We start from the raw sequence: 18,043 nt of genomic DNA on the forward strand, positions 1-18,043 counted from the left end.
GTGCCGAAGGCGAGGCCGGTGCCGAAGGCGAGGCCGGTGCCGAAGGCGAGGCCGGGCCGGGCGAGGCCGGTGCCGAGCAGGGCGACAAGGCCGAGGGCGAGCAGGGCGAGGGCACCGTGCGCGGGGACCGTCCGTGAGCACCGGCTCGGCCCTGCTGCTCGGCCTCGTGCTGCTTGCGGCCAACGGCTTCTTCGTGGCCGCCGAGTTCGCCCTGCTGGCCGCCCGGCGGTCGAGGATCGAGCAACTGGCGGCCGAGGGCAGCCGGCGTGCCCGTTCGGCGTCGGCCGGTTTGCGCGAGCTCTCGCTGATGCTGGCCGGTGCCCAACTGGGCATCACCATGGCGTCGCTGGGGCTCGGGGCGGTGGCCGAGCCGGCCGTGGCCCACCTGCTCGAGGGCGCGCTCGAGCCCCTCGGGGTGCCGGCCGCCGCCCTCCACACGATCGCCTTCGCCATAGCCCTGTCGATCGTCGTGTTCCTGCACATGGTGGTGGGCGAGATGGCGCCCAAGTCCTGGGCGATCTCCCATCCCGAGCGCTCGGCCCTGGCTTTGGCCCCCTTCTTCCGGGCCTACGTGCTCGTTTTCCGGCCGTTCATCCGCTTCCTGAACGCGTCGGCCAACGTGGTGGTCCGCATGCTCGGGGTTACCCCCCAGGACGAGCGGGCCATGGCCCACTCCCCCGCCGACCTCAACCTGCTGCTGGAGGAGTCGGGCAACGAGGGCACCCTGGGCGACGCCCACGCCCTGCTGCTGTCCCGCACACTGCGCCTGTCCGAACGAGAGGCCCAGGCCGCTATGACACCCCGGTGGAACGTGGTGTCGGTGGGAGCGGACGCCACCGTCGACGAGGTCGAGAGGACGGCCGCCGAAGCGGGCCTGAGCCGGCTGCTGGTGTGCGAGGGCGACGTCGACCACGCCATCGGGGTGCTCCACGTGCGCGACGCCATCGTGCTCGACGAACCGCAACGCTCGACCGCTCGGGCCCGGGACCTGGCCCAGCCCGTCCTGGCGACCCACGAGATGCACGCCCTCGACGACCTCCTGGCCGATATGCGGCGCATCCACCGCCACTTCGCAGTGGTGGTCGACGAGCTCGGCGTGGTGTCGGGGATCGTCACCCTCGAGGACATCATCGAGGAGATCATCGGCGACTTCGAGGACGAGTCCGACCGGCCGGGCCACCGGATCAGGCGCACCGGGGACGGACAGTGGCTGGTGGCCGGCACCGTCCGGCCCGAGGAACTGGCCGATGTGACCGGGCTGCAGCTTCCCGAGGGGGACTGGGACACGGTGGCGGGCTACGTGATCGCCACCCTTGACCGGATCCCGTCGGTCGGTGACTCGGCCCGCGCGCCCGGCCTACGCCTGACAGTGCGGTCGATGGACAATTTCGCGGTGACCGAGGTGGCCGTGCAGATCGACTCCGGCCATGACGGCCATGACGGCCACGACGGCCACGAAGGGCGCCCCGGGCGCCACCCCGCCGCCGACCGCTGAGGGGCGCCGCTTACGCCCGGCCAGGGCCGAAGATCATGGCCTGGGCCGTGGACAGCGCCAGCGGGCGTAGCCCGCGGGCTTCGCAGAACTCGTCGACGGCCGTGCGTGCCCCCGGCCACCGGATGAAGCCGTAGTCGTCGCACACCACCAGCCCACCGGCCGCCAGCCGGGGGTGCGCCCAGGCCAGCGAGTCCCGGGTGGGGTCGTGGAGGTCGACGTCGACGTGGACCAGCCGGTAGGGGCCAGGGTCAGCCCCTTCGAAGACTCCGGGGATCCACCCCTGGTGGTAGGTCACGGCCGGGAAGTCACCGAGGGTGGCGCGGACCTCGTCCAGCGAGCCGCGGAACAGGCCCGCCTGGCGGGGCACCCCGGCCACCGGGATGGTCGGGTCGTCGACCCGGTCGGGGGTGGACGGCTCGCTCAGGCCCTCGAAGGAGTCGAACACGTGGAAGCCCTCGCCCGTGAACGACGGGTCCTCGATCTGGAGGTAGCGGCAAATGACGTAGGCCGAGAGCCCCCGGTAGACGCCGCACTCGGCCACCAGCCCGTCCACGCCGCCTGTGTAGGCCAGTGCCTGGACGAGGTTGTAGAGCCGGGGCGCCGAGTTGGCGCCTTCGCCCCTGGACCGCCGCACGGCCTCGGCGTAGATGGACTGGAACTGCTCGTCGGCCTCGAACAGCACCGAGCTCTTGGTCAGGCGCACGGCGGCGGGCGGCGCCGGCGCCTTCCTGGCCCGGCGGACCTCGATGCCCAGCCGCTCACGGGCGAAGCGCTGCACGCTCCGGCGGATCCGAGGGGGGGCAATCTGCTTCACGTTGGGCCGCTCCGGGTTGGTTCCCCCACGAGGCTAGCCGTGGGCGTTCGAGGGGGGATCAGCCCGGGCTGAGGTCGAGGCGCCGCAGGAGCTGGGCATTGAGGGCCACCGCGACCGTCGATGCGCTCATGAGAACTGCGCCCACCGCGGGCGAGAGCGTGAAACCGGCGAACGCCAATGCCCCGGCGGCCAGCGGGATGGCGAACAGGTTGTAGCCAGCCCCCCACACCAGGTTCTGCACCATCTTCCGGTAGCTCGCTCTCGACAGCCGAACCACCCCGACGACCGAGCGGGGGTCCGAGGACGCCAGCACGACCCCGGCCGACTCGATGGCCACGTCGGTACCGGCCCCGATGGCGATGCCAACGTCGGCCCGGGCCAGAGCGGGCGCGTCGTTCACCCCGTCACCCACCATGGCCACCCGCTCGCCCCGCCCCTGGAGCTCGGCCACGATGGAGTCCTTCTCCTCGGGCAGGACCTCGGCGAAGACCTCGTCGATGCCCAACTCGGCGGCCACGGCGTCGGCCACTTGCCGGGCATCCCCGGTGACCATGACCACCCTCGTGCCGAGCGCGTGGAGCTGGTCAACGGCCTGGCGGGACTCGGGGCGGACCTGGTCCTCCAGGGCCAAGGCGCCCACCACCGTGCCGTCGCGGACCACGTAGAGGACCGCGGCACCCCGGCTCGTCCAGGCCTCGACCTCCCCGGCCAGCTGCGGCGGGAGTTCAAGGCCTTTGTGGCGCAGCAGGGCAGGCCCCCCGACGGCCACGGCCGACCCGTCGATGACCGCCTCCACCCCCCGCCCGGCCATCGAACGGAACCCCGAGGCCGCCAGGCGCCCGGCGCCCGCCTCTTCGGCGGCGGCCACGATGGCCCGGGCCAGCGGGTGCTCGGAGTCGGACTCGACGGCCGCGGCCAGGCCCAGCAGGTCCTGGTCGCTCATGGCCGCGGAGGCCGTGCCGGTCACCGCGTGGTTGGCCAGGGTGAGCGTGCCCGTCTTGTCGAACAAGACCGTGTCGACGGTGCGCATGCGCTCCAAGGCCATCCTGTCCTTGACGAGGATCCCGGCCCGGGCCGAGATCGAGGTCGACAGGCTCACCACCAGGGGGATGGCGAGGCCCAAGGCGTGGGGGCAGGCGATGACCAGGACGGTCACCGTGCGCAGGAAGGCGTAGTCGGTCCGGCCCAGGCCGGCCCACACCCCGAACGTGATGGTCCCCGAGACCACGGCCACGTAGAACAACAGGGCCGCGGCCCGGTCGGCCAGGGCCTGGGCCCGCGACTTGGAGGCCTCGGCTGCGGCCACCAGCCGGCCGATGCCGGCCAGGGCGGTGTCCTCCCCGACGGCGTCGACCCGGGCCCTGACCGACGAGCCGCTCACCACCGAACCGGCCACGACCCGCTCGCCTGCCGACCGGGCCACCGGCCGCGACTCGCCGGTGATCATCGACTCGTCCAGCTCGGCTTCACCCTCGACCACCACCCCGTCGGCCGGCACCCGGCCGCCGGGGCGCACCAGCACCACGTCACCGGGGGCCAGCTCGGAGACGGCGACGAGCTCGGTGCCCGACGCTGTCACCCGCTCGGCTTCGTCGGGCAGCAGAGTGGCGAGGGCGGCCAGCGCCCCCTTGGCTTGGCCCAGGGCCCGCATCTCCAGCCAGTGGCCCAGCAGCATGATCGTCACCAGGGTCGCCAGCTCGGGCCACAGGTCGGCCTCGAGCCATCCGGCGGTGGTGGCCACCGATGCCCCGAAGGCGACCAGCAGGCCCATCGAGATCAGCAGCATCATCCCCGGGCGCCGGGCCCGGGCCTCGCCCCAGCCGGCGGTGAGGAACACCCGCCCGCCGTAGAGCAGCACGGCGGTGCCCAGGACAGGCGCCACCCAGTGGTCGCCGGGGAAGCCGGGGGGGCTCCAGCCGGTCAGCACCATCAGCATGTGGCTGTAGAGCACCACCGGGACGGTCAGGACAAGGCTCAGCCAGAACTTGCGCCGGAACATCCCTGCGTGATCCCCGTGACCGCCACCGTGCCCCCCGTGGGCGCCGTGCCCTTCCCGGGTGCCCGCCGCCGCCTCGTCCCCTCCGTGCCCGCCCTCCCCGCCGTGGCCGCCGGGGTGCCGACGGCCACTGTGGCCGTCGGCGTGACCGTCGTGATCGCCGTGATCGTCGTGATCGTCGTGATCGCCGTGGGCCACCGCAGGCCGGCCGGGGCTCATCGGCCCGGTCGGGCCGATGAGGCGGCCCGGAACGTCCGCAGCCGCAGGCTGTTGGACACCACGAACACGCTGGAGAAGGCCATGGCCGCCCCCGCGATCATGGGGTTGAGCATCCCCGCAGCAGCCAGCGGGATGGCGGCCACGTTGTAGGCGAAGGCCCAGAAGAGGTTGCCCTTGATGGTCCGCAGGGTGCGGCGCGACAGGCGCACGGCGTCAGCCGCAGCCCGCAGGTCCGAGCGCACGAGCGTGAGGTCACTGGCCTCGATGGCCACGTCGGTCCCCGAGCCCATGGCCAGGCCGAGGTCGGCCTGGGCCAGGGCGGCGGCGTCGTTGACCCCGTCGCCGACCATGGCCACCACCCGGCCCTCGGACTGGAGGCGGCGGACGGCGTCCAGCTTCTGCTCGGGGAGGACCTCGGCGATGACCTCGTCGATGCCCACCTGGGCGGCCACGGCCCGGGCCGCCGCCTGGTTGTCGCCGGTCAGCAGGACGGGCCGCAGCCCCAGGGCCCGCAGCATGGCGACGGCCTCGGCCGAGGTCGGCTTGACCGTGTCGGCCACCACCACTGCACCCCGGACCTCGCCGTCCCAACCCACGAGCACGGGGGTGCGACCTTCGGACTCGGCCTCGACCTTGGCGGCCACCAGCTCCTCGGTGGCCCGCAGGCCCCAGTCGGCCAGGAACCGCTCCCGCCCGACCACCACGTCACGGCCGTCCACGACGCCCTGCACACCGAGGCCCCCGGTGCTGGAGAACGACTCGACAGCCGGCAGGGCCCCGCCCAAGCGGGCGCGGGCACCCTCGGCGATGGCCCGGGCGATGGGGTGCTCGGAGGCGTCCTCCACGGCCCCGGCCATGGCCAGCACCTCGTCCTCGGACGTGCCCGCGACAGCGAGCACCGACACCAAGGCCATCTGGCCGGTGGTCACCGTGCCCGTCTTGTCGAGCACCACGGTGTCGGCCCGGCGGGTCGACTCCAGGACCTCGGGCCCCTTGATGAGGATGCCGAGCTGGGCACCCCGGCCCGTGCCCACCAGCAGGGCCGTGGGCGTGGCCAGTCCCAAGGCGCACGGGCAGGCGATGATCAGCACGGCGACGGCCGCGCTGAAGGCCATGGCCGTCCCCTCGTCACGGCCCAGCCAATACCCCAAGGTGCCCACGGCCAGCACGATGACCACCGGGACGAACACCCCCGCCACCCGGTCGGCCAGGCGCTGGACGGGGGCCTTGCCGCTCTGGGCGTCACGGACGAGCCGGGCCATCTGGGCCAGCTGGGTACCGGCCCCGACCCTGGTGGCCCGCACCACCAGCCGCCCCCCGGCGTTGACCGTGGCACCGGTCACCGGGTCCCCGGGGCCGACCTCGACGGGCAGGCTCTCGCCCGTCAGCAGGGAGGCGTCGATGGCCGAGCGGCCCTCCTCGACCTCCCCGTCGGTGGCCACCTTCTCGCCGGGGCGGACCACGAAGCGGTCGCCCACGGCCAGCTCTCCCACCGGGACCCGGCGCTCGACCCCGTCACGGAGCACGGCCACGTCCTTGGCGCCCAGCTCGAGCAGGGCCCGCAGGGCGGCCCCCGACCGGCGCTTGGCCCGGGACTCGAACCAGCGGCCGGCGAGGATGAACACGGTGACCGCGGTGGCCACCTCGAGGTAGATCTCGTGGGTGCCCGAGCTGCGGGAGACGGCGAGCTCGAAGGCCATCTTCATGCCCGGTTCGCCCGCCTCGCCCAGGAACAGGGCGTAGAGCGACCACCCCAGGGCGGCCAGCGTCCCGACCGAGATCAGCGTGTCCATGGTGGCCGTCCCGTGGCGCAGGTTGAGCCACGCCGCTCGGTGGAACGGGAAGCCGCCCCAGGCGACCACCGGCGCGGCCAGCGTGAGCGACAGCCACTGCCAGTAGGTGAACTGCAGGGCCGGCACCATGGCCATGACCACGACCGGCACCGAGAGCACGGCCGAGAGGACGAACCGGTTGCGCAGTGCGTCGGTGGGGTCGGGTGCCCCGCCCGCCCCGTCCCCGGCTTCGCCCGGCCCTTCTGGCACCGCCTCGGCCACGGCGGGCACGACCGCCGCCGTGTAGCCGGCGGCCTCCACCTCCGAGACCAACCGGTCAGCGGTGACCTCACCCGCGAACGTGACCTGTGCCTGCTCGGTGGCGTAGTTGACCGAGGCCGTCACGCCCTCCATGCGGTTGAGCCGCTTCTCGATCCGTGCGGCGCACGACGCGCACGTCATGCCTCCTATGGTCAGCTCGACGCGCCCCGTCTCGGCTGAGGGGGAAGCGCCTAGTTCGGCCGTGCTCATGGTCGTCTCCTCCGGGCCGGTCATCGCGCGTGCCCGTGGCCCACGGGGGCCGTCGTGGTGACCGGGCCGCCGGTCGCCACCGCCGGGACGGTCACCGTAAACGACGCCGTGCGTACCGTCCCATGGTGGCTGAAGTCGAAGAACAACCGGTAGTCGCCGGCCGTGGGGAGGTCGGCCACGAAGGCGACCTCGGGACCGGCCCCGCCTTCTCCGGCATGGTCTTCGGGGTGGACGTGGGAGTACGCCAGGTCGCCGGCCCGCAGGGCGACCAGGTGGCCGTAGGCCCCGAGGTAGGGGTCGAGGTCGGTCACCGGCCGCCCGTCGCGGGCGACCCGCAGAACGACCTCTTGCTCGCCCGGGCCAGCCACAGAGGCCAGCAGGACCACCTCGTAGCCGTCGACCCGGTCGACCACCGAAGGGGCGGGCAGGGGCCGGGATGCGGGCGAGCCGGGAGCGGTCAGCTCGACCCCGAGCGTGAGCGCCGGGCCGCCGGCCACCGCGAAGTCGGCGAAGGCCCGGTAGGTCCCCGGTGCCGGCAAGGCGAGGGGCACCGACCACCGCCCGTCGCTGTCGATCGCCGGGTGGACGTGGGCGAACCACCCCAGGTCGGCGCTGGCCACGATCAGGTGCAGGTCGCGCTCGTGCTGGGTGCGGTAGGCCGTGACCGGCCGCCCGTCGGGGCCCAGGATGCGGAACGTGAAGTCGGGCCCGGCCCCGGGGGCCAGGGCGTCCACGTCGGGGACGAACGAGTAGCCGTCCCCGGTAGCGCTCAGGCCGCCCGTCCCACCGCCACTGGGCTCGGCCGGCGGGGCCGAGGGCCGCAGCGCCAGGCCCGCCCCGTAGCTGGCCGTGAACACGGCCAGCAGGCCGGCCCCGAAGGCAGCCAGCCTGCCGGGTGCTCCCAGCCGCCAACCCTGCGCTCTCGATGCTGTCGTGGTCATGGTCACCGCAACTCCTTCCACCGGCTTCGGCAGGACACTCCATTTGTACCCCCCGGGGGTATACTTGTCAAGTACCCCCTAGGGGTATAGTGACAGGAACCGGCACCAGACCGAGAGGAGAGCGATGGCCGCCACCGAACGGGGCTACACGGCGACCAAGGACCAGCTGCGCGACCGGCTGGCCCGCATCGAGGGCCAAGTCAGGGGCGTGGCCCGCATGGTCGAGGACGACCGCTACTGCATCGACGTCCTCACCCAGATCGCGGCCGTGCAGGCCGCTCTCGACAAGGTCGCCCTCGGCCTGCTCGACGGCCACGCCCGCCACTGCCTGGTGGGCGGGCACGGCGGCCCGGCCGACCCCGACGAGAAGGTCCGGGAGCTGATGGGTGCCGTGGGCCGGATCCTGCAGCGGTAGAGTACTCAAGAACTCTTTTGATCGCTTGATCTACTGGGCGTAGAGTGCGGGGCATGGCCAGCCCCGCGAAGTCCGCCCTCTACGACGCCTTGGCATCGGTGGCCAAGGCCCTCTCCAGCGGCCGCCGGGCCGAGCTGGTCGACGTGCTCGCCCAGGGGCCGCGCTCGGTCGAGGCGCTGGCCGCCGAGATCGGCCAGTCGCTGGCCAACACCAGCCAGCACCTGCACGTCCTCGCCCGGGCCGGCCTGGTCGCCTCCAGCCGAGCCGGCAACCGGGTCGTGTACCGGCTGGCCAGCGGGGCCGTGGAGGAGCTGTGGGCCGCCGTCCGCTCGGTAGCCACCGGCCACGTGGCCGGGCTCGACCGGCTGGCCGCCGACTACCTCGGCCCCACCGGTCCCCTGCCCAGGGTGACCCGGGCCGAGTTGGCCTCCCGGCTGGCCGGCGCCGCCCCTGCCCTGGTCGTGTGGGACGTGCGCCCACTTCCCGAGTACGAGGCCGGCCACGTGCCCGGTGCCCACCCGGTGCCCCCTGAGGAGGTGGGAGCCCGCCTGGGCGACGTCCCGGCCGACAGCCAGGTGGTCGCTTACTGCCGAGGGCCGTTCTGCGCCTACGCCGACGAGGCCGTACGCCAGTTGCGCCAGCGGGGCCGCGACGCCGCCCGCCTCGAGGACGGCTTCCCCGAGTGGCGGCGGGCAGGCCTGCCGGTGGCCGTGGGGAGCGAGCGGTGAGCCCCTCTCCGCGGGCCTCGGCTTTCGTCGTCACCGAAGTGCCGGGGGACCTCCGGGCGGTGGCCGTGACCGACGAAGGCCTCGGCAACACGGCGTGGGTGCTGGCCCTCGACGGCCGGGCGGTGGTCGTCGACCCAGAGCGCGACCCCAGTCCCTACGTGGCGGCCGCGACCGCTCTCGGGGTGCCCCTCTCGCTCGCCCTGGAAACCCACCTTCACGCCGACTTCGTGACCGGCAGCCGTGAGCTGGCCGCCCTCGGGGCGTCGGTGGTCGCCCCCGCCCTGGGGGCCGTGGCCTGGCCTCACGTGGCCGTGGCCGGGGGCGACGAGGTCCCGGTCGGGCGCTGGCGGCTGCGGGCCCTGGCCACTCCCGGCCACACCCCAGAGCACATGGCCTACCTGCTGGTGGACCGCGCGGGCCGGCCCCGAGCCGCCTTCTCGGGGGGGTCGTTGCTCGTTGGCGGGGTGGCCCGTACGGACCTCATCGACCCGGCCCGAACCGACGAACTGGCCCGTTCCCTGTGGGCTTCGATCAACCACCAACTTCTGGCCCTGCCCGACGACGTCGCCGTCTTCCCGACCCACGGCTCGGGCTCGTTCTGCTCGGCTGCGGGATCGCCCCAGCGATGGACGACGGTGGGGGCCGAACGGCGCTCCAACCCTCTCCTGGCCGCCCGGGACGAGGACGAGTTCGTCCGCCTGGCCGTCGGCGCCCTGGGCTCCTACCCGCCGTACTTCCTGCGTCTGCGGGAGGTCAACCGCCGGGGCCCCCGGGTGTACGGCGACCTTCCCCCGCTGCGGGCCATGACGGCCGGTGAGGTCGAGCGGCTGGCCGGCCAGGGGGCGGCGATCATCGACGTCCGCCCGGTGGCCGACTACGCCCGGCGCCACGTCGCCGGCTCGCTGGCCAACGCCCTGCGGCCCCAGTTCGGGTCGTGGACGGGCTGGCTGGTGGCCGACCCGTCGGCCCCCCTGGTGTTCGTCACCGACGACCACACCGACGAGCGCGAGCTCGTCCGCCAGTGCCTCAACGTCGGCTACGAGAACCTGGCCGGGACGATCACCGTCGAGGCCTGGGAGGCGGCTGGCCTGCCCGTGGGCTCCAGCGCGCTGGTGAGCCCCGGGGAGATCGAGGGCCGGCCCGTGATCGACGTACGCCAGCACGCCGAGTTCGCGGCCGGGCACGTGCCCGGCGCCCGCCACGTCGAGCTCGGCTCGCTTGCGGGGGCAGCCACGGCGGCCCGCGCCGGGGCCGAGGGCGCGGTGGTCATGTGCGGGCACGGCGAGAGGGCGGCCACGGCCGCCAGCGTGCTGGAGCGGGCCGGCCACCGGGGCACCGCCATCCTGGCCGGCGGGCCCGAGGGCTGGGCCGAGGCCACCGGGCGGGCCTTGGCCCCGTGAGCCTGCTCGAGTCCCCGGTACCCGCGCCGGTGCCCGCCCCGGTTCGGCTCGGCATCCGGGCCAACCTGGCCCAGTTCAGCCTGCTGGTGGCTGTGAGCGGGCTGGTCGGGGGCATGATCGGCCAGGAGCGCACCGTCCTGCCGCTGCTGGCCACTGACGAGTTCGGGCTGACCGCCTTCACGGCCACGCTGACCTTCATCGCCGCCTTCGGGACGGTGAAGGCGGTGACCAACCTGGTGGCCGGCACCCTCTCGGACAGGCTCGGGCGCAAGCCCGTCCTCGTGGCCGGCTGGCTGGTCGGCCTGCCGGTACCCCTGCTGATCATCTGGGCCCCGTCGTGGGCCTGGGTGGTGCTCGCCAACGTCCTGCTGGGCGTCAACCAGGGCCTCACGTGGTCGACCACGGTCATCATGAAGATCGACCTCGCGGGGCCGGCGAAGCGGGGCACGGCCATGGGCCTCAACGAAGCGGCGGGTTACATGGCCGTGGCCGTGACAGCCGTGGCCACCGGGGCCATCGCCGCCCAGTGGGGCCTGCGGCCCGGCCCGTTCCTGCTCGGTCTCTCGTACGCGGCCGTGGGCCTCGGGCTCTCGGCCCTGTTCGTGCGGGAGACCCGCGACCACGCCCACCACGAGGCCGGACGGGCCGGGCCGGCCGCGGCCAAGGCCGCCGCGAAGTCCACGCGCGAGGTGTTCTGGCTGACCACCGTCCGCGACCGGGCGCTGTCGTCGGTGTCCCAGGCCGGCCTGGTGAACAACCTCAACGACGGCCTGGCCTGGGGTGTGTTCCCCGTTCACTTCGCGGCCGCCGGCCTGTCCGTACGGTCCATCGGCCTGCTGGCCGCCGTCTACCCGGCCGTGTGGGGGGTGGGCCAGCTCGCCACCGGGGTGCTGTCCGACCGGGTAGGGCGAAAGGGCCTGATCGTGGGCGGCATGTCGGCCCAGGCAGCCGCCATCGCCCTGGTGGCCTCGACCACCGGGCCCTGGCCGTGGGCCGCCGCCCTGGCCCTGCTGGGCGTGGGGACGGCCATGGTCTACCCCACGCTCCTGGCCGCCATCGGCGACGTGGCCGACCCCCGGTGGCGGGCTTCGGCGGTCGGCGTCTACCGCTTCTGGCGCGACGCCGGTTTCGCGGTGGGCGCCCTGGTGGCCGGGCTGGTGGCCGACGCCTTCGACGTGCGAGCCGCCATCTGGGTCGTGGCGGTGATCACCGCCCTGTCCGGTCTGGTCGTAGCCGTGCGCATGTACGAGACCCATCCCACTCCCGGCCTCATCGCCCCGCCCCGCTCATGAGCCGGCCCAGGTTGTCCGGGTTGAAGAACTCGGAGGCCGCCAGCGTGCCGATGACCGTCCCGAAGAAGCGGCCCGTGGCCTCCGGGTCCTGGGCCAGAGCGACCATCAGCGGTTCGAAGTCGGGCGGGGGCGGGGCGAACGAGGCGAAGTTCACGGTGTTCTCGTAGCCTTGGCGGGCCGCCTGGTTACGGGCCTGCTCGTAACCGGCGAGCGCCGCCCCCATGTCCCGGCGGCCGGACAGGCCGTCGTCGAGGGCGGCGGCTAGCAGCTCGGCGTCCCGGAAGGCGTCGCTGATGCCCAGGGCCAGGACCGGGTCCTTGTGGTAGCCGGCGTCCCCGACCAGGGCCCAGCCGTCGCCGTAGGGCCGGCGGAAGAAGTTGGGAAGGCGGCCGGTCCCCCTGATCCTCTCCGTGCGGGTGCCCTGGGCCAGGCGCCCAGCCAGGCTCGGTACCAGTTCCAGGGCCGCCAGGAAGCTGGCCTCGACGGCCCCGCGCACCCGCTTGAGCTCCGAGGCGGGCCAGTAGACGATCACCATGACCTGGCCGTCGTTGGTGGGCGCGGCGATGATCATGTTCCGGGGGCGGGCGTACAGCTCGGCGTGCTCGACGGGCACTCCGCTCCAGTAGCTGTAGTACGCACAGGTGAGCGTCGGGTGCTCGTCGTAGGTGGGGGCGCCCACCGTCCGGGCCACGAGCGAGTTGGCCCCGTCCGCTCCGACCACCACCGTGGCCTGGTCGTGGTGGCGCTGGCCGTCCGCCCCCCGGCCCCGCATGCCCGTGACCCGGCCACCGGAGGTAATCACCTCCTCTACGGTGAACCGCTCACGCACCTCGGCCCCGGCCCAACCGGCCGCGTCCACCAGGACCTTGTCGAGCACCGTGCGGCGCACGCAGTAGGCCTCGGCGACCCCGTCCACCGGGGGCGCGGCCCCGGTCAGGATGATCGGCCCGAGGTCGAGCGTCTGGGCCCTCACCGGAGGGCAACCCGAGGCCGCGACCGTCTCGAGCAGGCCCCACCGCTTCAGGCAGGCGGCCCCGTGCTGGTGGACGAAGTGGGTCGACAGGGTGTCGCTGGGGAACGCCGCCTTGTCCACCACCAGCACCCGGTGGCCCCCTTGCGGGCCAGCAGCATGGCCGTGGGGGAACCCCCACAGCGCGCCCCGACAACGATCACGTCATAACGGCCCATGGTCCTCTCCTGTCCCTGTCGGCTCATCACGGTGGAGGGTGGGTGCGGCCCGGCTCGCCTGGGCAACCAGAAAGGCCACCAGCTCGTCCCAGTGGCGGAAGCTCCGGTACGCCCCGGTCTCGACGGACCGCACTGTCCCCCGTTGCTCGGCCAACCCGCCTTCATGGTGCGACCACAGCCGCACGGTGAACAGGCTGGCCTGCTCCGGGCGCTCCTCCCCCTCCATGGCGGCCATGGTGCGCCTCCGGCCGTTCCCGGACCGTTCCCCCGGCGGGGGCATCAGGCCCGGTCGAGGACCCGCGACCGGGTGGCCTCCAGGCGGGCTAAGGAGCCGGCAGCACCCCGGGCGCGGGCGACCGACGCCGCCCGGTCGAGCTGGGCCGTGACCTCGGCCGGTGGCGATCCGGCCCGGGCCAGCTGCTCCGCCCTCACCCGCCACAGCTCGGCTTCCCACAGCCGAGAGCCCCCCGCCCCCAGGGCCTCGTCGACAGCCGCGACAGCCGCCTTGGGGTCACCGGCGGCCACGTGGGCGGCGACCGAGACCCGCATCAGGCAGGCCAGCATCCCCGGTGACACGTCCACTGGCCCGCACTCGCCGATCACCGCCCGCACGCCGGCCGTGCCCTCGGTGGGGTGCCCGGCGACGACGTCGAGGTAGGCCGCCAACGCGGCCTGTAGCCGGCCGTTGGGCAAGCCCGCGGGCAGCCGGGCCATGGCCCCGACCAGCTCGGCGACCCTGGACGTCTCGCCTAGGTCGAGGGCCAGAAGGGCGCCGAAGCCGTAAGCGGCGCCCGCGCTGTAGGGATGGCCCAGAGCCTGGGCCATGGCCAACGACTCCTCTCGGGCGGCACGGGCAGCCTGCTCGTCCCCGAGGAACCACAGCGTGTTGCCCAGGCGGCTCAGGCACACGATGGCCGGGTCGTGGCCGAACCGTACGAGGTGCTCGTCGCGGCGGTCGGCCGAGAAGCGGGCCACCACCCGTTCGAAGCCGGCCCGGGCATCGGTCAGCCGGCCCGTCCAGAAGGCCGTGATCCCCAGCAGGTAGTCGGCCTCCACGGCCAGGCTCTGGTCACCCGCCCGCTCGGCCAACTCGGCCAGGCGGGCGGCCGCTACCCGGGCGTCGTCGAACGAACGCCGGCACAGGCTCGACATCACCAGCGAGCGCAGCAGGGCCGTCCCCGGCTCTCGGCCTCGGGCCGCGGCCACCTCCAGCGCCCGGTCCTGGACCTCGGCCAGGCGGGCGGACGAGAAGCCCTCGATACCCACCAGGGCGGCGGGCAGGGCGTCGAGGACCTGCTGCTCGTGCTCCAGGCGCAGGTCGGGCGGAAGCTCAGCCGCCAGTTCGAGGGCGCGGTCGAGGAGGCGGACGGCTTCCGGGGCGGCGTAGCGCCGCTGGGCCAGCCCGGCCGCCCGCCGGTACCAAGTGACCGCGGCCAGGGGCTGCCCGCCCCGGTCGTAGTGGCCGGCCACCTGCCCACTGACCGAGCCATGGCCCTGGGCGTCGGCGAGCTGGAGGGCCTCGGCCACCGCTATGTGGTTGTGGCTCCGCACGGCCGGGCTCAGGGCCTCGTAGGCCACCTCGCGAATGCGGCCGTGGCTGAAGTCGTAGCCCTCGGTGCCCTGCTCGCGGACGAACCCCCGGCGCCACAGCTCGTCGAGGGCGCCCACCAGCGTCTGCTCGTCGGCCCCTGATGCGGCCCGCAGCAGCCCACCGGTGAACTCTCGCCCGACCGTGGCCGCCAGGCCGACCATCTGCTGGCCTGCCGGGGAGAGACGCTGGAGGCGGGCACCGATGAGGGCCTGGACCTTGGGGGTGACCCGAGGCCGCTCGCCGGGAACGCCTCGCCACCCGGCCCGCACCGCCTCGACGATGAACAGAGGGTTCCCCTCGGTGTCGGCGTGCAGCACCCCGGCGCCTTCGCGGCCCAGGGCGCCCGGCACCAGCTGGTCGGCGAGCCGGGCTGCCTCCTCCGGCGACAGGCGGCCCAATGTCACCTCGACCATCCGGTCCATGGCGGCCAGCCGGCCCAGCGGGTGGTCAGGGTCGAGGTCCTCTCGGCGCACTGTGGCCACTACCAGCAGAGGCAGCGACGGCTGCCGGCGCAGCAGGTAGTGGGCCAGTTGGAGGCTGGCGGCGTCACACCATTGGGCGTCGTCGACCACCAGCAGGATCGGCCGCCGGATGGCACCCAGGGCGCGCGCCACCCCGTCGAACAGCCGGGCCCGGCCGGCCTCGTCCGTACCTCCGGCTGGGCCGCCGGCGTGGAGCTCGGGCAGCAGGCGTCCGAGATCGGCCCGGTCGGCGGGGCCGGCCCGCGCCAGTTGGTCGTAGACCACCTCGCACCGCAGCCAGTCGATGGCCACCCCGTAGCCGAGCTCGCCTTCGGTCGGGTAAGCCCGTCCGGAGGCCACAACCGCCCCTCGGTGGCCGCACCAGGCGCCCAGTTCCTCGACGATCCGGGTCTTGCCGATCCCGGCCTCACCCGTCACGAGGACGAGCGAAGGCCGACCCCCCTCGGCCTGCTCCCACAGCCTGGTCAGCTCGGCCCACTCCGCGGCCCGCCCGACCAGGGCCGGTCCGGCCGGGCCGGGCTGGGGCGCAAGCGCACCGGCCGCGGGCGCCGGTCCGGCTTCGGTCCGCGCCGCCGTGCTCTGCATGAGAGCCTCGTACTGGGCCACGGTCTCGGGCCCCGGGCCCACCCCGAGCTCGCGTTGCAGGGTCGAGACGCACTCGTGGTACACGCGGGCGGCCGCCGCCCGGTCGCCGGCGGAGGCGTGCAGCCGCATGAGAAGGCGGTAAGCGTCCTCCTGGACGGGGTCGCGTCGCAGCAGCTCCCGCCCGTACCGGACGGCATCGGCGTGATCGCCCCGCTCGGCCAGGGCGGGTGCCAACCGGCGCAGGACCGAGCCGTAGCAGTCCGCCAGCCGCTGGCGGTCCTCGACGACCCACTCGTCGTAACACCCCTCGAGCAGCTCAGCGGTGTAGATGTCGGCGGCCCGGCGCAGCGCGGCCACCGGCGCGGGATCGCCGGGCACGGTGGAAGCCTCCGAGACAGCCGCCTCGAACGCTTCAACGTCCACCCAGGCGCCGACCTCGCGCCTCCAGCGAACGGACCCGGCCGTGACCTCGACCAGGTCGGCCACCTCGGGACAGTCCCGGCGCAGGTGGTGCAGCAGCTTGCGCAGGTTGGTCCGGGCTTGGCTCTCAGTCGAGTCGGGCCACAGCAGGAAGGCCAGCCGTGGGCGGGGCAGGCCCGAGCGGTGGAGCACGACGAGGCCGATCAACGAACGGGCCCGGGGCGAGCCCACCGTGGGCAGGGGAGCCCCGCCCCGGCGTAGGTCGAGCTCGCCGAACAGGTGCACCTCGACACCGGCGTCGGCCCTGGCCGTCGAGGCCCGACCAGACGGCGCCGGGGTAGTTGCCGCGTCCACCCCTTCGTGGTCGTGAGCGGGCACCCGCACGCCGCCATTGTCCCATCAACGGCGCGGTGGGACGGGGCCGGCTTACTCGGGCCGGGTGGGTGTTCCGGCCTCGTCCTGGGAGCGCTGGTGGCGGTCGAGGGCGGCCAGCACCGTCTCGCAGGCCGCGCCCAGGGCGTCGAGCTGCCCGCCCGACAGGGGGCCGATGAACAGCCGGCGGACGGCGGCCACGTGGCCCGGGGCGGCGGCTTCGATCTCCTGGCGACCCCTCTCGGTCACGACCACGAACGAGCCCCGGCGGTCAGAGTCGCACTTCTCCTTGCTCACCAAGCCCCGTTCGGACATACGGGCGATGTGGTGGGACAGGCGGCTCTTCTCCCAGCCCAGGTAGCGGGCCAGCTCGAACAGCCGGGCGCGGCCCTCGGGCCGATCGGTGAGCACGACCAGCACGAGGTAGTCCTGGTAGGAGAGCCCGGACTCCAGGGCCAGCTGGTGCGCCAGCTCGGCGTTGAGGCGCATCTGCATGAACTGCAGCGCCCTCCACGCCCGCTCCTCCCGCTCGTCAAGCCAGGCGATGTCGGGCATACCTCGCACCTACCCAGGGAATAGTTGACCTATCACCCATGTTAGAGGATGTGTCAACCATCACTCACCCGATCACTAACGCAGGAGAACGCAGCCATGAGCATCACCACGATACCGGCCACCCTGAGCGGCACCTACACCATCGACCCGGCCCACAGCCGCATCGGGTTCGTCGCCCGCCACGCCATGGTGACCAAGGTGCGGGGGTCGTTCAACGAGTTCGAGGGCAAGGGTTACTTCGACGCCGAGGACCCGTCCCGGTCGAGCCTGGAGCTCACCATCAAGGCAGCCAGCATCGACACCCGCAACGCCGACCGTGACAACCACCTGCGCAGCAACGACTTCTTCGACATGGAGCGTCACCCGCACATCACGTTCGCGGCCACGTCGGTGGAGCCCCTCGCCGGCGAGGCCTACCGGGTGACCGGCGACCTCACGATCAAGGGTGTGACCCGGCCTGTGACGCTGGACCTCGAGTACACCGGAGCAGCCGTGGACCCCTACGGCAACCAGCGGGTCGGCCTCGAAGGGCGCACCACGGTCAACCGCAAGGACTGGGGCGTCAACTGGAACGCCGCCCTCGACGCCGGTGGCGTGCTGGTGAGCGAGAAGGTCACCCTGGAGTTCGAGGTCTCGGCTGTCCGCTCGGACGGCGCTTGAACCCGGCCTGGCCCCCGAGGAAACTGGTCGCCTCGGGGGCCAGGCCCCCATGTAAGGAGGTTGTCCCGATGGCCCTCTCCCCTGTCCGTCTCAACCACGCCGTTCTCTTCGTGTCGGACCTCGACCGGGCCGTCGGTTTCTACACCGAGACCCTGGGGATGCAGGTGATGGCCCGTGAACCTCGGGCCAACGCCGCCTTCCTCCGCCTCCCACGCTCGGGCAACCACCACGACCTGGGCCTCTTCGGCGTGGGCCCGGCGGCCGAGCCCCGGCGCCGGGGCACCGTCGGGCTCTACCACCTGGCCTGGCAGGTCGACACCGTCGACGAGCTGGCCGAGGCCCGCCAGGTGCTCCTGGCCGCCGGCGCCTACTCCGGGGAGTCGAGCCACGGTGCCACCAAGAGCATCTACGCGGCCGATCCCGACGGCAACGAGCTGGAGGTCATGTGGATGCTGCCCCGCGACGAGTGGGGGCAGTTCGAGGACAGCGCCACCGTGGAGCGCCTGGACCTCGACGCCGAACTGGCCCGCTGGGCGGGTGTGCGCACCGCCGGGCGGGTCACCCCCGAACCAGCCACCTGACACCGG

15 protein-coding genes are annotated in these 18,043 nt (G+C 73.6%); 7 read left to right on the forward strand and 8 right to left on the reverse strand.

Going from position 1 to position 18,043, the window contains the following annotated elements:
• The first annotated feature begins 133 nt into the window (after positions 1-133).
• Positions 134-1,495, forward strand: coding sequence for a hemolysin family protein (locus tag AB1673_11005; protein MEW6154499.1), 1,362 nt, complete (start codon positions 134-136; stop codon positions 1,493-1,495).
• A gap of 10 nt (positions 1,496-1,505) precedes the next feature.
• Here AB1673_11005 and AB1673_11010 read toward each other — a convergent pair whose 3' ends face one another.
• The 4 genes from AB1673_11010 to AB1673_11025 are packed head-to-tail and all read right to left on the reverse strand — an operon-like array spanning position 1,506 to position 7,768.
• Positions 1,506-2,309, reverse strand: coding sequence for a TylF/MycF/NovP-related O-methyltransferase (locus AB1673_11010; protein MEW6154500.1), 804 nt, complete (start codon positions 2,307-2,309; stop codon positions 1,506-1,508).
• Between the two features lie 58 nt (positions 2,310-2,367).
• Positions 2,368-4,524: a heavy metal translocating P-type ATPase gene (locus AB1673_11015; GenBank protein MEW6154501.1), complete on the reverse strand. Its 2,157-nt coding sequence runs from the start codon at positions 4,522-4,524 to the stop codon at positions 2,368-2,370.
• Positions 4,521-6,827: a heavy metal translocating P-type ATPase gene (locus AB1673_11020; protein ID MEW6154502.1), complete on the reverse strand. Its 2,307-nt coding sequence runs from the start codon at positions 6,825-6,827 to the stop codon at positions 4,521-4,523. The genes AB1673_11015 and AB1673_11020 overlap by 4 nt, the downstream gene beginning before the upstream one ends.
• 20 nt (positions 6,828-6,847) lie before the next feature.
• Positions 6,848-7,768 carry a hypothetical protein gene (locus AB1673_11025; GenBank protein ID MEW6154503.1) on the reverse strand — a complete coding sequence of 307 codons (921 nt, stop codon included), beginning with the start codon at positions 7,766-7,768 and terminating at the stop codon, positions 6,848-6,850.
• A gap of 124 nt (positions 7,769-7,892) precedes the next feature.
• Between AB1673_11025 and AB1673_11030 the strand changes: the two genes are divergently transcribed.
• Genes AB1673_11030 through AB1673_11045 form a run of 4 tightly spaced genes read left to right on the forward strand, consistent with a single transcriptional unit; the run spans position 7,893 to position 11,603 of the window.
• Positions 7,893-8,183: a metal-sensitive transcriptional regulator gene (locus AB1673_11030; GenBank protein MEW6154504.1), complete on the forward strand. Its 291-nt coding sequence runs from the start codon at positions 7,893-7,895 to the stop codon at positions 8,181-8,183.
• Between the two features lie 53 nt (positions 8,184-8,236).
• Positions 8,237-8,911 (forward strand): metalloregulator ArsR/SmtB family transcription factor, encoded by a 675-nt coding sequence (locus tag AB1673_11035; GenBank protein MEW6154505.1) that lies wholly within the window; start codon positions 8,237-8,239, stop codon positions 8,909-8,911.
• Entirely contained in the window at positions 8,908-10,311 is a 1,404-nt protein-coding gene (locus AB1673_11040) for a rhodanese-like domain-containing protein (GenBank protein ID MEW6154506.1), read from the forward strand. Before AB1673_11035 ends, AB1673_11040 begins: the two co-directional genes overlap by 4 nt.
• A gap of 2 nt (positions 10,312-10,313) precedes the next feature.
• Positions 10,314-11,603: an MFS transporter gene (locus tag AB1673_11045; protein ID MEW6154507.1), complete on the forward strand. Its 1,290-nt coding sequence runs from the start codon at positions 10,314-10,316 to the stop codon at positions 11,601-11,603.
• Here AB1673_11045 and AB1673_11050 read toward each other — a convergent pair.
• The 4 genes from AB1673_11050 to AB1673_11065 form a co-directional block, all read right to left on the reverse strand.
• Entirely contained in the window at positions 11,581-12,705 is a 1,125-nt protein-coding gene (locus AB1673_11050) for an FAD-dependent monooxygenase (GenBank protein MEW6154508.1), read from the reverse strand. The genes AB1673_11045 and AB1673_11050 overlap by 23 nt on opposite strands.
• Before the next feature lie 72 nt (positions 12,706-12,777).
• Positions 12,778-13,026 carry a hypothetical protein gene (locus AB1673_11055; GenBank protein MEW6154509.1) on the reverse strand — a complete coding sequence of 83 codons (249 nt, stop codon included), beginning with the start codon at positions 13,024-13,026 and terminating at the stop codon, positions 12,778-12,780.
• A 44-nt stretch (positions 13,027-13,070) separates the two neighbouring features.
• Positions 13,071-16,253 carry an AAA family ATPase gene (locus AB1673_11060; GenBank protein ID MEW6154510.1) on the reverse strand — a complete coding sequence of 1,061 codons (3,183 nt, stop codon included), beginning with the start codon at positions 16,251-16,253 and terminating at the stop codon, positions 13,071-13,073.
• A gap of 42 nt (positions 16,254-16,295) precedes the next feature.
• A complete protein-coding gene (locus tag AB1673_11065; GenBank protein MEW6154511.1) occupies positions 16,296-16,796 on the reverse strand; it encodes a MarR family transcriptional regulator in 501 nt (166 codons plus the stop codon).
• A gap of 96 nt (positions 16,797-16,892) precedes the next feature.
• Here AB1673_11065 and AB1673_11070 point away from each other — a divergent pair, with 96 nt between their 5' ends.
• Positions 16,893-17,456, forward strand: a complete 564-nt coding sequence (locus AB1673_11070; protein MEW6154512.1) for a YceI family protein — start codon at positions 16,893-16,895, stop codon at positions 17,454-17,456.
• A 68-nt stretch (positions 17,457-17,524) separates the two neighbouring features.
• Complete coding sequence (locus AB1673_11075) at positions 17,525-18,037, forward strand: VOC family protein (protein ID MEW6154513.1); 513 nt, start codon at positions 17,525-17,527, stop codon at positions 18,035-18,037.
• The last annotated feature ends 6 nt before the right edge of the window (positions 18,038-18,043 follow it).

The organism is Actinomycetota bacterium, assembly GCA_040754375.1.
Classification (GTDB): domain Bacteria; phylum Actinomycetota; class Acidimicrobiia; order Acidimicrobiales; family AC-14; genus JBFMCT01.